This window comes from Pseudomonas sp. PvP025 (assembly GCF_017832155.1).
Taxonomy (GTDB): Bacteria; Pseudomonadota; Gammaproteobacteria; order Pseudomonadales; family Pseudomonadaceae; genus Aquipseudomonas.
Window position 1 is genome coordinate 660,652 of sequence record NZ_JAFIBJ010000001.1, and the last position, 17,568, is coordinate 678,219.

Consider the following 17,568-nt stretch of genomic DNA (forward strand, 5'->3'; position numbering starts at 1 on the left):
GGGACAAACGGTCCAAGTCTCAAACCTCGATCATTCCCAGTTCATCGATCAAGGCTTCGGTCAATGCATCAAGGTCGGCGAAGCGTCGATGGCTGACCGCGCCGAACGGCGCATGATTGACATACGCCTGGGAGCCGTCGGCGAGTACCGCAACTTCCACCGCCGCGTGCTGTGCGTTGATGTAAAGCAACAGAGCCTGGTTGGTGGGCGCCATGACGGTGGTGAAAGTGAACGGGCTGTGTAGGCGAAGGGCCAGTTCATGATCGTTTACGGTGCTGTGCAGGCAAACCTGCAAATCACATCTGTAAAGAAACCGTCCGGAGGGCGCGCGGTAATCGATCAACCTGCCAGGATCATGGGTCACCCGTGTCATCGGCTGGGTGGCAACACGTGTGGTCATTCGGATGCCGATTGCGTCGGTCAACTCGGCCAGCCCGGGAATGTCCTGCATGGTGTTGCAATGACCGACCCCGACGAGGGCTACCCAGCGATGCGGTCCAATGGATGATTGATCGAAATTGATTCTCTTGTAGGCAAAGAAGTTGAACATGGTCACGCGATCAAGGTACTCGGCGAGGGTCAGCGGGTGTGGCAGTTCGAGATCACCTGCTCTATAGAGGTAGCTGGCAGTGGTATCCAGCGCATGGATCGGAATGCCCTGGGCGTGTACCGCTTCGACCAATCGAACGTAGTCGAATGGCGATTGTCCGGCCGCTGGTTCGCCCATGCGTTCAATCCTGCTTCTCAGTAATTGAGGCAATTGATTGTTGGGTGAAGCGTTGTACAGCCTCAGTGCAGCCTGATGCATATCTGTATTGAACACCTCCATGTAGAACGCTGCGACCCCCGCGCGGCTCAGGCTGACTGCGTGTCTGGTCAAATACTGCCGTGTGAGCGGGAACGAATGGTGTTCACCGAAAATCAAGCCTCTACGTTGGCTGAACAACTGATTTAACAAATCATCGGTCGACAGACGCGGGGGCGGCAGGGCGATCGACCTTGAAGGCGCAACGAACGCCCGGTAATAACTTCTGGCATGGCGACGCAATCTTGCCTGAATGCCAAACACATGAAATATCGCTGCGCAATTATCGGTAACAGGGATCACCGGTGGCAGCTTTTCCAGGTTGAAAGATCCTGGCCTCGCCTGATTGACACTCGGTAGCGCGGCGAGGTCGGCGGGTGATAATTCATAGTCCCGATAAGTGGTTTGCAGCGCCGATCTTTCGACAGGAACCATGCCGCCAGGCAATCGGGGCTTCGGTTCGACCTGCCAATGCTTGAGGGAGGCATCCAGTGTCAGTGGATAGCGCAGGTTTTTTCCGGCTGCACCTTCGGGGTGGAGAAAGCGTTGCCCCTGAGCAATGTCGGTCAGGTAGTGCTTGCCGTTGACCCGCACATATTGCTGAACCGACGTCGCGCTCTGGTAGAGGTTGCCGCGGATTCGCTCAAGGGTCAGCGGGTCGACCGCCACGTCCAGCCCGGAAAGATCCGGCGTCGGTCGAAGCGCGGGGACGGCATCAAATTGGGGGGCCAGGAGTGGGCGGCTGCGGGCGCCGGTGATGGACCACAGCGCGCGCGCGGCAGACTTGGAGCGCCCCATCTGTTTGAGCAGCATGAGGGTCCGCGTGATATTGCGTACCGCATTGAAAGCGCTGGTGATGGGTAAAAAGCCGATCAGGTCGATTGCCAAATCGATGCCGAAGGTGACCTTGTTCCACAGCGATTCGCGTTCGACTTCAGCGTTGCTGGTCGACGCAACGTCGGCGTTGTGTCGCAGGGTCCAGACCTGCTGCTCGTACAGTGCATCGCAGACCGGTGCGTTGATCGTCTCGAAGTAAAGGTTATCGAACGGGTTGTAGATGCGGTTCTTGCGCTCCGTGACGCGTGCCTTGCCGAGTTCTGTCAAGTGTTGGAGGACGTAGTCGCGCCATTCGCTGGAGGTGTCCCACTGCAATTGGAGAAACTGCTGCATCGCGGCACTGTCGGTAAATTCCTGAATATCGTGCTCGGCGGGGCACGAGGGAGTGAAAAGGATCACGTTGGGCACGGAGCGGCGATTTTCCACGCTGATTATGAGGCTGTCATTGAGTGAGTAGCCGTTGGCCGTTGCCGGGGAGTTGGCGATAATCAGCGCGCTTGCCACGACCTTGTGCCCACTGACAGTGGTATAGGCGTTGAGCAAAAAGGTCTCGATAATCGCGTTGACCCATTTATAGCCCCTGTTCTCGCGGTCTTTCAGGAAGCTGCCGCTGAGCAGCCTGGCGGTCAGTGCCTGGGTTTTCAGGCTGGCGAGATAAGCGCCGCTCCAGGCCTGGCGCAGGGGCAGGCCCTGATCGAGCAGGCGTAACTGCAACAACCGGTCGTAACCTGCGCCCACGTCGAGCTTTTTAATCAGCGATTTGAGGTAGGCGTCATCCAGGGTTATAGGCCTGCCGGACGTCGCCTTGCCCTCGGCTGACATCGAAGTGCGTTTACCGATGAGCAACTGGTACACGCTGACATCCCACGGCGTGTTGTTCTTCAGTGCCAGTTGGGTCAGTGTCAAGACCGCCGCACTGCTGGGCCGTGTGGCCGGGTCATCGGTCGGGGGCACGTGGTCCACGCCCGCGCCGCCCCCCATGCTGGCGGGGTTGAAGGAGGTGCTGATGTGGACCTGAACCTTATCCGGGACCGTGTCCCAGTCGGGATAATCGCGTTGCAATTGCTGCGTGAGTTGACTGCTGGCGAACGCGTGCAGAGTGGGGATCGCCGCGGTGCGAAATTGGCCGGCCAGGCGTTTATTGGCCTCCAGTTCGGCATGGGCTCGCTGTTTGAGCGCCTGTTTGTGTGTCTTGCTTGCCGCCTGATACCACGCTGGCAAGGCGGCTTCGAGGTAGCGCCGACTGCGCGCAACCATCAGTTCGCGCAGATCCAGGAAAGTGCCGAGATGCGCCAGGCGATTGAATTGTTCATACACCTGCTGACCATTCGAACCCTGTTGGCGTGCCTGCTGCCAAGCATATTCGATATCGGCTTTCTGCAATCTGAGCAGCCGCTCCACGCGATGTTGGAACAGATGCTCGTCGATGGCGGTGTAAACGAAGGCGGGGGCACTTTTCAGGTACCGGCGTGCGCGTGCCTGGTCTTGCCAACAGGCTAGGCTCAGCAGCTGTTCGCGGGCCGTACCCTGTGCCATCTGCATGCGCAGCGACTGGTCGAGGGCTTGCAGCGAGGCATGCGTCTCAATGCCCTGGTGAGGGGTGAACAGCACAACAGCGCCGATATCGGTGCTTGCCGAGACGTTGGCCGCCGGGGTTTTGCCGGCAATTACAAACACCTCCACCAGCGCGATATCGGGTTTGTTGGCGCGGCCCTTGAGCCTCACGGCGAAGGCTGCGGGGCGTTGGTCTGGCGGCAGGCCCGCGCGAGCCTGGCTGCAGGGCCGCTCGACGAGCTGGCCGATGAGGATTTTGCAGGCGGTGTCGAGCGTGCCGTCCTCTACGCGCAGCGCCGCTTCGGCCTGCAGGGTTTTGCCCAACTGGCTGGCAAGCCATTGACGCCGGGTTGTCGATTCGCCTGGTGCGAACGGGCCCCGCCAATACTCATCCAGTAACTGTTGAAAACACTGGTCCGGCTGGCGGATCAACGTGTCCAGAAAGGTTTCGAATGCCGGGGTGCCACCACTTGTGGCACTGACGCGGTGTCCAGGCTGGAGCTGATAGGTGGACGTGGCGTGGTAGCGGTAGCGCCGGTTGGGCGCGTTATGGTTTTCGCCGCCCCAGGGCGTGTCAGTGAATAGCGCAGACAATGGGCGAGCCGGTGTGTCCGTTGACACCAGGGTGTGCGTCCCAGGGCGGATGCACAGTTGGATATCTTCGTCATAACTCACAGCTTTCAGTGCAATAGGCAACGGCAATCCGGGGAATCCCGACTGGATTTTCGCCAGGAGTAGTGCGCTGAGGGATCTGGCGGCCTCGGGCTGTTGGTTCAGCAATTGCTCCAAGGCCCTTTGTTGTTCCAGCAACTGCTTGAGATAGATGGACTGGCTGGCTTCGATCCCAGCGGGGGACGGGTTCATCATGATCGCCTCTCAAAGGAGGCAAGTGTGGCGAGGCGCTCCCTCTGGGCGGCGGTGCCTATCTATCGCTTTGAAAGAAAGCCCGACGTGGCGCACCGATCAATGCTTTTCCGACAAAAATACTAGGACTTTGTACCTGCGTATTATTTTGGCGTAAACTGCCAGCAAGCCTGTGAGGAGTTTCCATGACTGCCATAACCATTACCGACGCCGCCCACGATTATCTGGCTGACCTGCTGTCCAAGCAGAACACCCCGGGTATCGGCATCCGCGTCTTCATCACCCAGCCCGGCACCCAGTACGCCGAGACGTGCATTGCCTACTGCAAGCCTGGCGAAGAGAAACCTGAAGACACCGCGCTGGGGCTCAAAAGCTTCACCGCCTACATCGACGCCTTCAGCGAAGCCTTCCTGGACGATGCCGTGGTCGACTACGCCACCGACCGCATGGGCGGCCAGTTGACGATCAAGGCACCCAACGCGAAGGTGCCGAATGTCAACGCCGACAGCCCGGTCAACGAGCGTATCAACTACTACCTGCAAACCGAGATCAACCCGGGGCTGGCCAGCCACGGCGGTCAGGTCAGCCTGATCGACGTGGTAGATGACGGTATCGCCGTCCTCAAGTTCGGCGGCGGCTGCCAAGGTTGCGGCCAGGCAGACGTGACCCTGCGCGAAGGCATCGAGCGCACCTTGCTTGAGCGCATTCCGGAGCTCAAGGGCGTTCGCGATGTGACCGACCACACGCAGAAAGAAAACGCCTACTACTGAGTAAGGCGTTCACTGCGAACAAAAAACGGCGCCCGTGAGCGCCGTTTTTTTCCTTGAATTCAGAAGCTTACACCAGCTATCCAACTAATCAGATCAAATGTGGGAGGGGACTTGCTCGCCTCCCACCGTTTTGCCCGCGTTCCTTCAAGGGCGGTAGAGGTGAGCATGACCCGCGCGATACAGCGATGAATCACCAAAGCTGTCACTGGCCAGCACCCTGCCCACCACGATCAACGCCGTACGCCGAAAGCCCTTGGCCGCGACTTTTTCAGCAATATCACTGAGCGTGCCCACTGCCCAGTCCTGATCCGGCCACGTTGCCCGGTGCACCACGGCGATCGGGCAGTCGGCGCCATAGTGCGGCAGCAGTTGGGCAACGATCTTCTCCAGGTGATTGACCCCCAGATGAATCGCCATTGTGGTGCCATGGCGCGCCAGGCTGTCGAAGTCTTCGCCATCGGGCATGCGGGTTTTGTCGGCGTAGCGGGTCAGGATCACGCTCTGGGCGATATCCGGCAGGGTCAGTTCGGTTTCCAGCAGCGCGGCGCAGGCGGCTATCGCCGTGACGCCCGGGATGATCTGGAACGGAATGCCCAGCTCGCGCAAATGACGGATCTGTTCGCCAATCGCCCCGTACAGGCTCGGATCGCCGGAGTGCACGCGGGCCACATCCTGGCCGCTGGCGTGGGCGACCTTGATCAACGCGATGATCTGTTCCAGATGCAGTTCAGCGCTGTTGACCACCTGATGCGCCTGATGGCCCTCCAGTACCGCCGCCGGCACCAGCGAACCGGCGTAGATGATCACCGGACAGCTGCGGATCAGCCGCTGGCCTTTGACGGTGATCAATTCCGGGTCGCCGGGGCCTGCGCCGATAAAGTAAACGGTCATGGGAGTTCCTGTGGAAGGGGGCGAGCATGAAAAATGCTCATGATCGATCAGGGTGATTATCGAGGTTTCAGTCGGCGCAGGCCAACGCAAAGGTAGCCTTGGCGTTGTTTTTGCGGCGGATCAACAGGCGGGCAGGGGCGCCCGACAGCTGTTCTGCCAGGGCGAGTGCGGCACTTTCAGCAATACCATGGCAACCGGTGTGGGCAAAGGCGACGGCTGACTTGTGGCTCAGGCGGTCCTCATAAACCTCCAGTTGCGCAGCGCTGAAACACTGCAATGGCAATTGCAGCCGCTGGGCCAGGGCGATCAGCCCCGGCTCATCCTGTTTGCGATCGATGCTGGCCAGCGCGGTGACACGCTGGCGCTCGATTCCCGCCTCGGCAAGGGCGCCGTCAAGCAGAGCCAGCAGGGTGTCAACATCACAACCGCGCTGACAACCCAGGCCCACCGCCAGAATCATGCCGGGTATTGACCGTCGCGGTTGCGTCGGAACAGCCAGGCGCTGATCAGGCCCAGGGCCAGCCAGAATGCGATGTTGGTCAATTGCGACGCGATCTTGAACTGCGCTTCGAGGGCCTCCGGGGCCAGCATTGCATGCACTTCGGGCTGCGGCGCGCCGATCACATGGGGCACCGCGAGGATCGCCACGCCGAGGACCTTAAGCAGCCAGTTGCGGCCAAACACAATCAGCGCAATACCGGCGGCCGTGGAGGCGGCGGTGCCGATCCACCAGGTTTGGCGCAGTGCCAGGTCGGCGGCGGCAGTGCCCGGCAATTCGGGCGGCAGGCCCAGGGTGGGCGCCAGCACAAAAGTCGCGTAACCGGCCAGGCCCCATAGCAAACCCTGGGCCGTGCGGGTTGGGGCGCGCAGGGTATAGAGACCCGCCAGCATCAGCGCGAAACCCACTGCCACCACCAAATTGCCGCCGGTGGTGGACAGCACGCGCTGCCAGCCATCCTCCGGCTCCCAGGCTTCGGCGTCGTGGCTATGGGCAGTGTGCTCATGCGCCACCTCGGTTGCAGCCGGCGCCTTCTCGAAGGTTTCGGCCTGCAGAATCAACGGGGCGACCCAGAAGCTTTGCAGCAGCGTCAGCAGCAGGGCGGCCAGCAGGCCGGTAAAGCCGGCGGTTTGCGCAATACGCTTGATCATGTCGGCAGGCCTCAGTGGCACGGGAACGCGGCGCTGTGGCGGGTATCGTGGGCCGCGTTGTGCACCGCCTCGATATGCGAGAACCCGGCAAAATACACCAGGCAGGCGCCGAGAACCGACGCGCCGATGGCGGCAGTGAGGCGTTGGCTCAGGGTGGCGGTGTGGCTGGCGGCGGGTGAGGTGCTGCTGATGATCGACATGGCGCGTCCCTATCAAGTGTCTGGGCGAAACGAGCGCATGAAAACCCCGCGAGCCGGGCACGCGAGGTTCGAACAGCGCCCGCCCACCGCGGGTTTGTTATCTGATTTTTCGGGCCGGTCTCCGGGCTTGCGAGGGACGCTGGGTCAAAAAGCATCACCTTCCCATGCCGGCTGGCACAGTGGATCTGACGCTTCACTCGCTTACCGTTGCGGGGGCAGCACCGGACTCGTCATACCCTGGCATTGCAGGCCATGACTCACCGGTTTCCCGTTTCACCCTGTGAAGGGCACCCGAAACAAGATGTACAGGAAAACACGAGCATGACCGGGGCGTCAATTGAAGCCGATTCTGATTAAGAATCGCGGCGTAAAAGGCGTAATGGCATTTTTACCAAGTAATATCTCCTATTATTTTGCGGGTCTGATGCACTTTTTTTCCGTGAGTGGATATCGGAAGGTAGGCGCGCTGAAGTTGATGTTATCCATTAAGTTGATAAGGCCTTTTTATGTCTGTTATATCGCGCGCCAGTTTAAATCCTCCGATTGTCAGTCAAGATATTATGAATTCGCACGTTGAAGCCGCCGGCCCGCACTACAAGGCACAGGATGCTCGCAACCCGCACTATCATGCGGTCTCCAGCAAGCCGTCCTGGTCCACCGGTCAAGCCGCCAGCCAAATAGATCGAAGGCAGCGCCGATTGCAGGACCGTAATAACGATAAAGTAGTGCGGGTGGGTTATACGTTTCGTGAAGTTGCACCAGAGGAAACTCGGTTTAATCAAACCCAGCAATCGCAGGCCCGTCTTTCAATGCGGTCCTGGGCAGATGTAGCGAATATCGAGTTCGAGGAAGACGCCGTTACGCCCGACGCCCTGTTACGTTTCGTCAATAGCGCGAGGCCAAGTGTCGCCGATGCCATGCGTTCCGGCAATTCTGGGCGAGTGCGCCTCAACTCCAGACACTCGTTCAATCACGCGCCCACCGTAAATGGCTTTGGACGCCAAACGCTAACCCACGAAATCGGCCATTGGCTGGGCGCTGCCCACCCCGGAAACTATGAAGCGTTAAAGGGCCCGATCAAGTACGGCACGCATGCCATTTTCGCCGAGGACAGCCGGGCCTACTCGGTCATGAGCTATTTCGAAGCGAGCGATACAGGTCATGATCACAAGGGCGAGTACGCCTCGGCACCGTTGATGACCGACATTGCCTGGGCCCAAAAGGTCTACGGCGCCAATTACACGACCCGTAACACGGATACCACCTACGGCTTCAATTCCAATACCCGGCGAGACGATCTTTCACTGGTGTCCCCGTGGGACGGCGCCGTCTTTTGCGTCTGGGACGGCGGTGGTAACGATACGCTGGATTTCTCTCGCTATTACCAGAACCAGGTGATCAACCTGAACGCTGAAACCTTCTCCAATGTTGGTGGGAAGACGGGGAATGTCTCCATCGCCAGGGACGTTACCGTGGAGAACGCCATCGGCGGTTCCGGCAATGATGTGTTGATCGGCAACGCCGCCGACAACCGGCTCAAAGGCGGTGGCGGTGTCGATCGTCTGTACGGCGGCGCAGGCCGCGATACCTTCGTGTACGACACCGCCACCGATTCGACGTTACGCAGCCCTGACGTGTTGACGGACTTCGTCACCGGTCAGGACAAAATCGATATTTCTGGATTGCTGCGCAAGCATGGCCTCCACGACCTCACCTTCGTCAACCGGCTTTCCGGCCGACCCGGGGAGGCGGGGCTGGGCTACAATCCGCAAAATAACGAGTCGTGGCTGGTGCTTGATCTGACAGGCAACGGCGAAATTGATTTCTACCTTGAAGGCGAGGGGCGCATAGCGCTCGCCGACATCGTGACGAATGTGCCCATCAAACACCGCTATGTGTAGAGCGGCGTCCGGGTCCCGGGTTTCCGACATTGACCGCTTGCCATGCACTGCGTAGCCTTGCGCCTTCGAGGTTCTTCGGCCCAGGTCGAAGCTAAGAAGGGAACGCGGTTCAAGCCGCGGCTGCCCCCGCAACTGTGAAGGGTTCTGCTGACTGCCACGCCACTGCCGATCCGGCGGGAAGGCGCAGTCGGCGCCGGTCGCATGACCCGCAAGCCCCAAGCCAGGAGACCTGCCTCGCAACCGATTTTCCAATTCAACCGGGCGGGGTGATCCGGTGACGAAATCCGCTGCTGCGCGCTGTCGCAGGGCCTATCGTCCCGTATGCCCGCCCCAAAGGGCATCCGATGAAAACACTGGCCAAACTTCCCGTCACCATCGTCACCGGCTTCCTCGGCTCGGGCAAGACCACCCTGTTGCGCCATATGCTGGACAACGCCCAGGGCCGCCGCATCGCGGTGATCGTCAACGAGTTCGGCGAGCTGGGCATCGACGGTGAAATCCTCAAGCAGTGCTCCATCGGTTGCACCGAGGAAGAAGCCAACGGCCGCGTGTATGAACTGGCCAACGGCTGCCTGTGCTGCACCGTGCAGGAAGAGTTCTTCCCGGTGATGCGCGAACTGGTGGCCCGTCGCGGCGACCTTGACCATATCCTTATTGAAACCTCGGGCCTGGCCCTGCCAAAACCCTTGGTGCAGGCCTTCCAGTGGCCGGAAATCCGCAGCGCCTGCACCGTGGATGCGGTGATCACCGTGGTCGACAGCCCGGCCGTGGCCGCCGGCACCTTTGCCGCCTTCCCGGACCAGGTCGACGCCCAGCGCAAGCTCGACCCGAACCTGGACCACGAATCGCCGCTGCACGAACTGTTCGCCGACCAACTGGCCAGCGCAGACCTGGTGATCCTCAACAAGGCCGACCTGATCAGCCCCGAAGACCTGGCCCGCGTGCGTCTGGAAGTCGCCGAAGAGCTGCCGCCGGCGGTCAAGGTCATCGAAGCCAGCAGCGGCCGTGTGCCGTTGGACGTACTGATCGGCCTTGGCGCCGGCTCCGAAGAACACATCGACGCGCGCCACAGCCATCACGATGCGCACCACGAAGGTGAAGACGACCACGATCACGACGCCTTCGACTCCATCTCCATCGACCTGCCGCAAGCCGACGAAGCCCTGCTGCTCGATGCGCTCGCCCAACTGGTAGTGCAGCACGGCATCCTGCGTATCAAGGGTTTTGCCGCCATTCCCAACAAACCGATGCGCCTGTTGATCCAGGGCGTAGGCACCCGCTTTGACAAGCACTTCGACCGCGCCTGGGGTGCCGACGAAGCGCGCATCACGCGCCTGGTGCTGATCGGCCAGGAGCTGGACGCCGCTGGCCTCGAAGCGCAACTGCGCGCCGCGCTCAGCGTTTAAGCCATGCACCTGCTCAGGACCCAGCCCGGTGGTTTCGTCTCGGACGACAATATTGCCGACCTTGGCCAGACCCCCGCTGAACTGGTGATTCTGTGCAGCGGTGACTCGAGCCTGGCGCTGCTGGCCGAAGCGGCCCGGCAGTTGCCCGACGACTATCCCAGCCTGCGCCTGGCCAACCCGATGCAGGTGCAGAACCATGCCTCGGTCGACCTCTACGTGGACCAGGTGCTGCGCCACGCCAAGGTGATCCTGATCTCGCTGCATGGCGGCATCGGCTATTGGCGCTATGGCGTCGAGCGTCTGGTGGCATTGGCCGAGCGCGGCGTGCAGCTGATTCTGGTGCCGGGGTGCGACCGCCCGGACCCGGAGCTGGGCAGCCTGAGCACCGTCGGGGCGCAGGAGCGCGACCGTCTATGGCACTTCCTGCGCCAGGGCGGTTTGGGCAATGCGCTGAATTTCTATCGCTGTCTGGCCTCGGGCTATCTGGGCCGCGACTATGCGTGGGCCGAGCCGCAGACCCTGCCGCGGACTGCCATTTATCACCCGCATAACGCCAATGCCACACTGCAGGACTGGCAGGCGGCGTGGCGCGCTGATCTGCCGGTCGCAGCGGTACTGTTCTACCGCTCGCATTTGCAGGCGGCCAACACCGGTTTTATCGACGTGTTCTGTCAACGCTTGCAGGCGGCGGGCCTCAACCCGCTGCCGATGGCGGTGGCCAGCCTCAAAGAGCCCGGCTGCCTCACGGTGGTCGAGGACCTGCTCGACGAGGTACAGGCGGCGGTGATCCTCAACACCACCGGGTTTGCCCAGTCCAGCCCCGAAGCTCCGCATCTGCGCCCGTTTCGCCGCAATATCCCGGTGATCCAGGCGATCTGCGCGCAAGACAACCAGCCCGGCTGGGAAGCCAGCGCACAGGGTCTCGGCCCGCGCGATCTGGCGATGCACATCGCCTTGCCGGAGCTGGACGGGCGCATCATCAGCCGGCCCATCAGCTTCAAGGACCTGGCCTGGCGCAGCGAGCGCAGCCAGTCGGACGTGGTGTGCTACCGCGCCGCGCCCGAGCGCATGGACTTCGTCGCCGAGCTGGCGCGACGCTGGGTCGAACTGGCGCGGGTGCCCAATGGCGACAAGCGCATCGCGCTGATCCTCGCCAACTACCCGACCCGCGACGGCCGCATCGGCAACGGCGTGGGCCTGGATACTCCGGCCGCCGCGCTGAATATCCTGCGTGCCTTGCAGGCCGAAGGTTATCCGCTGCCGGACGCGTTGCCGGAAAGCGGCACGGCGCTGATCCACGAGCTGCTCGGCGGCGTCACCAACGACCTCGACAGCCTCGACCTGCGGCCCTGCCACCAGAGCCTGGGCCTGGACGACTACGCGGCGATGTTTGCGCGCCTGCCCGCCGCCAATCAACAGGCGGTGCTCGAGCGCTGGGGCGCGCCGCAGAATGATCCGATGTGCCGCGATGGCCGCCTGATGATCGCCGGGTTGCGCCTGGGCTTGACCTTCGTCGGCATCCAGCCGGCGCGGGGTTATCAGGTGGACGCCAGCGCCGTGTACCACGACCCCGACCTGGTGCCGCCCCATGGCTACCTGGCGTTTTACTTCTGGCTGCGCCACACCTACGGCGCTCACGGTGTGATTCACGTTGGCAAGCACGGCAACCTCGAATGGCTGCCGGGCAAGGGCGTGGGCCTGTCGGAGAACTGCTGGCCGGACGCATTGCTCGGCCCGTTGCCGAATATCTATCCGTTCATCGTCAACGATCCGGGGGAGGGCGCCCAGGCCAAGCGGCGTACTCAGGCGGTGATCATCGACCACCTGATGCCGCCGCTGACCCGCGCCGAAACCTACGGCCCGCTGCGCAACCTCGAGCTGCTGGCGGACGAATATTACGAAGCGCAGTTGCTCGACCCGCGGCGCGCGCTGGCGCTGCAAAAGGACATCCTCGCGCTGGTGCGCGAAACCCGGATCGACCAGGAGCTGGCGCTGGACAGCGACGCCGAGGCGTCCGTGTGGCTGCCGCGCCTTGACACCTACCTGTGCGATCTCAAGGAGTCGCAGATCCGCGACGGCCTGCATATCTTTGGTGAGTCGCCCCAAGGCCGCCTGCGCATCGACACGTTGCTGGCGTTGCTGCGCATTCCGCGTGACGACGGTCGCGGCGCGCAATCGAGTCTGCTGCGCGTGTTGGCCAAGGCATTCGCGCTGGGCTTCGACCCGCTGGACTGCGCGTTGGCCGAGCCGTGGAGCGGCCCGCGCCCCGACGTATTGCAGCGCATCGATCCACAGCGTTGGCGCACCGCCGGTGACACCCGCGAACGTCTGGAACTGTACGCGGCGCGCTTGATCGAGCAGGCGCTCGAAGGCCCGCTGGAGCAGCTTGAGGCGCCGGGCTGGGAGGACGTGAAAGCGGTGATCGAGCATTTGCGCATCATCGTCGCGCCGCGCCTGGATGCCTGCGGCCCGGCGGAAATGCGCGGTTTGCTGGATGCCTTGAGTGGCCGCTTCGTCCCGGCGGGCCCCAGCGGCGCGCCGAGCCGTGGGCGCCTCGACGTTCTGCCCACCGGGCGTAACTTTTTCAGCGTGGACGTACGCAACCTGCCGACCACCACCGCCTGGCGCATCGGTTTCCAGTCGGCCAACCTGATCCTCGAGCGGCACTTGCAGGACCACGGCGACCACCTGCGCCAGCTCGGCCTGTCGGTGTGGGGCACCGCCACCATGCGCACCGGCGGCGATGACATCGCCCAGGCCATGGCACTGATGGGCGTGCGCCCGGTGTGGGCCACCGGCAGCCAGCGCGTGGACGACTTCGAGATCCTGCCGATCAGCCTGCTCGACCGCCCGCGCGTGGACGTGACGCTGCGTGTGTCCGGGTTTTTCCGCGACGCCTTCGCCAACCTGATCCGCCTGTTCGATGCGGCGGTGCAGGCGGTGGCGGCGCTCGATGAGCCGGACGACATGAACCCGCTGGCGGCCAATGTGCGCAGTGAGCGCGAGGCTCTGCGCATGGCCGGCCTGGACGAAGACGCGGCGGCGAAACAGGCGGGCTGGCGCATCTTCGGCGCCAAACCGGGCGCCTACGGTGCCGGTGTGCAGGGCGCGATTGACGGGCGCCTGTGGCAGAGCCGCGAGGACCTGGCCGAGGTCTACCTTAATTGGGGCGGCTACGCCTACGGCGGTGCCGATGAAGGCACCGAGGCCCGCGAGCCTTTCGCGCGGCGCCTGAGCCAGGTGCAGGCGGTGGTGCAGAACCAGGACAATCGCGAGCACGACCTGCTCGATTCCAACGACTACTACCAGTTCCAGGGCGGCATGCTCGCCGCCGTGGAAACCCTCAGCGGCGACAAGGCCGCCAGCTACCATGGCGACCACAGCCAGCCGGACCTGCCGAAAATCCGCACGCTGAAGGAAGAACTCAACCGGGTGATTCGCTCCCGTGCGGCCAACCCCAAGTGGATCGACGGCGTGAAGCGCCATGGCTACAAAGGCGCGTTCGAGATGGCCGCCACCGTGGACAACCTGTTCGCCTTCGACGCCACCACCGAGCTGATCGACGATCACCAATACGCCTTGCTCGCCGACGCCTACCTGCTCGACCCGGACACCCGCGCCTTCGTGCAGCAGCACAACCCGGCGGCGTTGCGTGACATGACCGAACGCATGCTCGAAGCCCAGCAACGCGGCCAGTGGCAAGCACCGGGCGCCTACCGTGAAGCGCTGGAAAACCTGTTGCTCGATATAGAAGAAGACAGCTGATGAGTGAGCGTACCAACACTGTGGCGAGCGGGCTTGCCCCGCGTTGGGGTGCGCAGCGCCCCCCATCGAGCAAAACGCGGTGTACCTGATACGGCTCAGCGCCTGGCTTTGGGGCTGCTGCGCAGCCCAACGCAGGACAAGCCTGCTCGCCACAGGGAATCTGCGCTTAACTGAACGCGGGGCAAGCCCGCTCGCCACAATAAGTAGCAGAATTTAAAGAGAACCGGCATGACCGATATTCCACATTTCCCGCTGTCCGCCGTCGTCGGTGCCGGCGACCTGAAACTGGCGCTGTGCCTGGCCGCCATCGACCCGAAGATCGGCGGTGTGCTGATCGAAGGTCCGCGCGGCATGGCCAAGTCCACCCTGGCCCGTGGCCTGGCGGACCTGCTCGCCAGCGGGCAGTTCGTCACCTTGCCCCTGGGCGCCACCGAAGAGCGGCTGGTCGGCACCCTCGACCTCGACGCGGCGCTGGGCGAAGGCCGCGCGCAGTTTTCCGCCGGTGTGTTGGCCAAGGCCGATGGCGGTGTGCTGTATGTGGATGAAGTCAACCTGCTGCCCGACCACCTGGTCGACCTGCTGCTGGACGTTGCCGCCAGCGGCACCAACCTGATCGAGCGCGATGGCATCTCCCACCGGCATGCGGCCCGCTTCGTGCTGATCGGCACCATGAACCCGGAGGAGGGGGAGTTGCGCCCGCAGCTGCTCGACCGCTTCGGGTTCAACGTGGCGTTGAGCGGCTACACCTTGCCGGCCGAGCGTGGGCAGATCATCCGCCGCCGCCTGGATTTCGACAGCGACCCCGCTGCCTTCTGCGCGCAATGGGCCGAGCCCCAGGTCGCCTTGCGCGCGCGTTGCACCCAGGCGCGTGAGCGGCTGGAGCGTATTGCCCTGGATGACGAGGCGCTGGCGCAGATCACCGAGCGCTGTTTCGCCGCCGGTGTCGACGGCCTGCGCGCCGACCTGGTCTGGTTGCGCGGCGCCCGTGCCCATGCAGCCTGGCGCGGCGCCGATGCCATCGCCGAGGAAGACATCCAGGCCGTGGCCGAGTTTGCCTTGCGTCATCGCCGCCAGCAGCAATCCCCACCGCCGAGCCCGCCCGCTCAAGGCCAGTCTGCGCAGCCGTCGGACACCTCGCCGGGCCAGGGCCAGTGGGGCGACCTGCCCGCACCGGCACTGCCCACCGGCGCGCGCCGCGAAGTGCCCGCCTGGCCAAAAAAGCCCTAGGCATCCGCCCTCGACCTGACCCGGGGGCGGATGCACGGCCCCGAGCGGGCAGAGTCACCAGCGGCAGGCACGGCAAGGCGCGCGACGCCGAGCAGGGCACGATCAACTGGTCGGGCACCCTGCTCGGCGGTCGCCCGCATTCGCGTGAGGATTTACGCTTCCAGCAGCGCAATCGAGCGACCCATGAGCTGTGGCTGCTCATCGTCGACGCCTCGGCCTCCACCCGACGGCACAGCGCACTGACCGATGCCAAGGGCCTGCTCGCGCAGCTGTTCGATGACGCTTACCGGCAACGGGCGCGCATGGCCTTGCTGACCGCCAGCGGGCCATCGCCGCAGTGGCAGGTACAAGGCCTGAAAGCTGCCAAGGGCCTGGCCGACTGGCTTGCGCAACTGGGCGCCGGCGGCGGCACGCCCTTGCTCGCGGCATTGAGCGAGGCCGCGCAGTGGCTGCAGGTGCGGCGCAAACGTCATCCCACTGAGCAGCAACGCCTGTTGATCATCACGGATGGCCGACTCAAGGCCATCGATCAACTGCCCCAACTCGACTGTCCGGGCTTGCTGGTGGATATCGAACGCGGTCCGATCCGGCTGGGAAGGGCGCAACAGCTGGCAGACGGATTGAACCTGGACTATCAGCATATCGACGCCAGGTAGCGCTGCAGAGCATCCTGTGTAAGCCGTTTCAATCTGTGGCGAGCGGGTCCTGTGGGTGCGGGGCTTGCCCTAATGCCAGTCAGTTAAGCGCAGGTCCCCCTGTGGGAGCGGGCTTGCCCACGAAGGCGATTTTTCGGTGTACATATCCGTTTCTGCGGTAACGGCGACTTAAGGTTCCGCTCTTACAGCGGGTCACTTTTGTAAGGGCACAAAAGTAACCAAAAAGCCTTCGCCCCAACACTCGGCACCTCGCTAATGCTCGGTGTGCCCGAACGCAGGCTTGAATCCGTGGGCCGCCGCAATGGGCCATCCCTGGCCCAGTTCGGCTAACCCGGCGTCCTGCCGGGTTACCCACGGATTCAAGCCTGCGCTCGGCCAGCGTGTTTGACGGGGCGCTTCCAGATCAAAAGCAAAAGCGCGGCGGCCCGAGAGCCGACCGAAATGGTCTGCCGAACGAGGTACAACATGTGGGAGCGGGCTTGCCCGCGAAAGCGGTGGGTCAGCCAGCGTCAATGTTTGCTTGGCCAACGCCTTCGCGGGCAAGCCCGCTCCCACATTTGATCTGCGTCGCTATGAGCATAGCGTTCGCTTAACTGACTGGCATCAGGGCTTGCCCTAATGCCGTTCAGTTAAGCGCAGCTCCCCTGTGGGAGCGGCGGTGCGACGATTCGACTTGCCCGCGAAAGCGGTGGGTCTTCAACATCAATGTTTGCTGGGCCGACGCCATCGGGAGCAAGCCCCCTCCCACATTTTGTACAGCGTTCGGCAGACCATTTCGGTCGGCTCTCAGGCCGCCGCGCTCTTGATCTTGATCTTAGGCGCCCCGTCAAACACGCTGGCCGAACGCAGGCTTTGGAGCGTGGGTAACCCGGCAGGACGCCGGGTTAGCCGCGCTGGGCCAGGGATGGCCCATCGCGGCGGCCCACGCTCCAAAGCCTGCGTTCGGGCACACCGAGCCCGGGCGAGGTGCCGAGTGTTGGGGCAAGAGCCCTTTTGGTTACTTTTGGCTGGGCCGGCATTCCGGGCTCTTTTCCAAAAGTGACCCGCCGTCAGGGCGGAACCCTAAGTCGCCGTTACCGCACAAACCGATATGTACACCGAAAAGTCGCACGTCTCGTTGCTTCGAGCATCACGTTGGCTTAACTGAACGGCATTAGGGCTTGCCCCGCGTTGGGGTGCGAAGCGCCCCCAATCCAGCAAAACGCGGTGTACCTGATACGGCTCAGCGCCTGATTTTGGGGCTGCTGCGCAGCCCAACGCAGGACAAGCCTGCTCGCCACAGGGACTCTGCGCTTAACTGACTGGCATCAGGGCAAGCTCGCTCTCCACAATAAGCCTCAAGTGAAACCTTTTCCCATTCCGCTTGTCCCCGCTTCCCATGTCACCTCCCGCCTGCCAAATCCCTTAATTTTCCAAGCCTGCCGGAAGCCTCTTCAGGTCCCCGGCTGCGCCCGCTATTTCAAGGCGCCCAGCACGCCCGATTCAAACGGCAGCTGAAAACGGACTTTCTTCTCCCCCGTGACTTATCAGGCAGGTTACCCCC

General features: G+C 62.9%; 11 protein-coding genes and 2 riboswitches. Of the genes, 6 read left to right on the plus strand and 5 right to left on the minus strand.

Annotation, left to right across the window (positions count from 1 at the left end; all coding sequences use genetic code 11):
• Positions 1–19 precede the first annotated feature (19 nt).
• A complete protein-coding gene (locus JOE32_RS02820) occupies positions 20–4,063 on the minus strand; it encodes a membrane-targeted effector domain-containing toxin (RefSeq protein WP_209981228.1) in 4,044 nt (1,347 codons plus the stop codon).
• A 182-nt stretch (positions 4,064–4,245) separates the two neighbouring features.
• Here JOE32_RS02820 and nfuA point away from each other — a divergent pair, with 182 nt between their 5' ends.
• Entirely contained in the window at positions 4,246–4,830 is a 585-nt protein-coding gene (nfuA, locus tag JOE32_RS02825; protein ID WP_003190728.1) for a Fe-S biogenesis protein NfuA, read from the plus strand.
• Between the two features lie 144 nt (positions 4,831–4,974).
• Here the strand turns inward: nfuA and cobM are convergent, their stop codons facing one another.
• The 4 genes from cobM to JOE32_RS02845 form a co-directional block, all read right to left on the minus strand.
• Positions 4,975–5,721, minus strand: coding sequence for a precorrin-4 C(11)-methyltransferase (gene cobM, locus JOE32_RS02830; protein ID WP_209981229.1), 747 nt, complete (start codon positions 5,719–5,721; stop codon positions 4,975–4,977).
• 67 nt (positions 5,722–5,788) lie between these two features.
• On the minus strand, positions 5,789–6,181 hold the full coding sequence (locus JOE32_RS02835) for a cobalamin biosynthesis protein (RefSeq protein WP_209981231.1): 393 nt from the start codon (positions 6,179–6,181) through the stop codon (positions 5,789–5,791).
• Positions 6,178–6,870: a CbtA family protein gene (locus tag JOE32_RS02840; protein ID WP_209981233.1), complete on the minus strand. Its 693-nt coding sequence runs from the start codon at positions 6,868–6,870 to the stop codon at positions 6,178–6,180. Before JOE32_RS02840 ends, JOE32_RS02835 begins: the two co-directional genes overlap by 4 nt.
• Positions 6,871–6,881: 11 nt before the next feature.
• Positions 6,882–7,070 (minus strand): CbtB domain-containing protein, encoded by a 189-nt coding sequence (locus JOE32_RS02845; RefSeq protein WP_209981235.1) that lies wholly within the window; start codon positions 7,068–7,070, stop codon positions 6,882–6,884.
• Positions 7,071–7,164: 94 nt separating this feature from the next.
• Positions 7,165–7,380, minus strand: a riboswitch (cobalamin riboswitch).
• 250 nt (positions 7,381–7,630) lie between these two features.
• Here JOE32_RS02845 and JOE32_RS25090 point away from each other — a divergent pair.
• The 5 genes from JOE32_RS25090 (at position 7,631) to JOE32_RS02870 (ending at position 16,025) form a co-directional block, all read left to right on the plus strand.
• Positions 7,631–8,971, plus strand: a complete 1,341-nt coding sequence (locus JOE32_RS25090) for a M10 family metallopeptidase C-terminal domain-containing protein (RefSeq protein WP_280922745.1) — start codon at positions 7,631–7,633, stop codon at positions 8,969–8,971.
• A gap of 51 nt (positions 8,972–9,022) precedes the next feature.
• Positions 9,023–9,223: riboswitch (cobalamin riboswitch) on the plus strand.
• 92 nt (positions 9,224–9,315) lie between these two features.
• Positions 9,316–10,377, plus strand: coding sequence for a cobalamin biosynthesis protein CobW (gene cobW, locus JOE32_RS02855; RefSeq protein ID WP_209981239.1), 1,062 nt, complete (start codon positions 9,316–9,318; stop codon positions 10,375–10,377).
• Positions 10,378–10,380: 3 nt separating this feature from the next.
• A complete protein-coding gene (cobN, locus tag JOE32_RS02860; RefSeq protein WP_209981242.1) occupies positions 10,381–14,142 on the plus strand; it encodes a cobaltochelatase subunit CobN in 3,762 nt (1,253 codons plus the stop codon).
• Positions 14,143–14,370: 228 nt separating this feature from the next.
• Positions 14,371–15,369, plus strand: a complete 999-nt coding sequence (locus JOE32_RS02865; RefSeq protein ID WP_209981244.1) for an AAA family ATPase — start codon at positions 14,371–14,373, stop codon at positions 15,367–15,369.
• Complete coding sequence (locus JOE32_RS02870; RefSeq protein ID WP_307495564.1) at positions 15,294–16,025, plus strand: VWA domain-containing protein; 732 nt, start codon at positions 15,294–15,296, stop codon at positions 16,023–16,025. The genes JOE32_RS02865 and JOE32_RS02870 overlap by 76 nt, the downstream gene beginning before the upstream one ends.
• Positions 16,026–17,568: the final 1,543 nt, after the last annotated feature.

What these genes read in the sequence shown, in the direction of transcription:
- cobN (WP_209981242.1), top strand. Translation starts at nt 10,381, where the DNA reads ATGCACCTGCTCAGGACCCAGCCCGGTGGTTTCGTCTCGGACGACAAT.
- JOE32_RS02865 (WP_209981244.1), top strand. Translation starts at nt 14,371, where the DNA reads ATGACCGATATTCCACATTTCCCGCTGTCCGCCGTCGTCGGTGCCGGC.
- JOE32_RS02845 (WP_209981235.1), bottom strand. Translation starts at nt 7,070, where the DNA reads ATGTCGATCATCAGCAGCACCTCACCCGCCGCCAGCCACACCGCCACC.
- JOE32_RS02840 (WP_209981233.1), bottom strand. Translation starts at nt 6,870, where the DNA reads ATGATCAAGCGTATTGCGCAAACCGCCGGCTTTACCGGCCTGCTGGCC.
- cobW (WP_209981239.1), top strand. Translation starts at nt 9,316, where the DNA reads ATGAAAACACTGGCCAAACTTCCCGTCACCATCGTCACCGGCTTCCTC.
- JOE32_RS02835 (WP_209981231.1), bottom strand. Translation starts at nt 6,181, where the DNA reads ATGATTCTGGCGGTGGGCCTGGGTTGTCAGCGCGGTTGTGATGTTGAC.
- nfuA (WP_003190728.1), top strand. Translation starts at nt 4,246, where the DNA reads ATGACTGCCATAACCATTACCGACGCCGCCCACGATTATCTGGCTGAC.
- cobM (WP_209981229.1), bottom strand. Translation starts at nt 5,721, where the DNA reads ATGACCGTTTACTTTATCGGCGCAGGCCCCGGCGACCCGGAATTGATC.
- JOE32_RS25090 (WP_280922745.1), top strand. Translation starts at nt 7,631, where the DNA reads ATGAATTCGCACGTTGAAGCCGCCGGCCCGCACTACAAGGCACAGGAT.
- JOE32_RS02820 (WP_209981228.1), bottom strand. Translation starts at nt 4,063, where the DNA reads ATGATGAACCCGTCCCCCGCTGGGATCGAAGCCAGCCAGTCCATCTAT.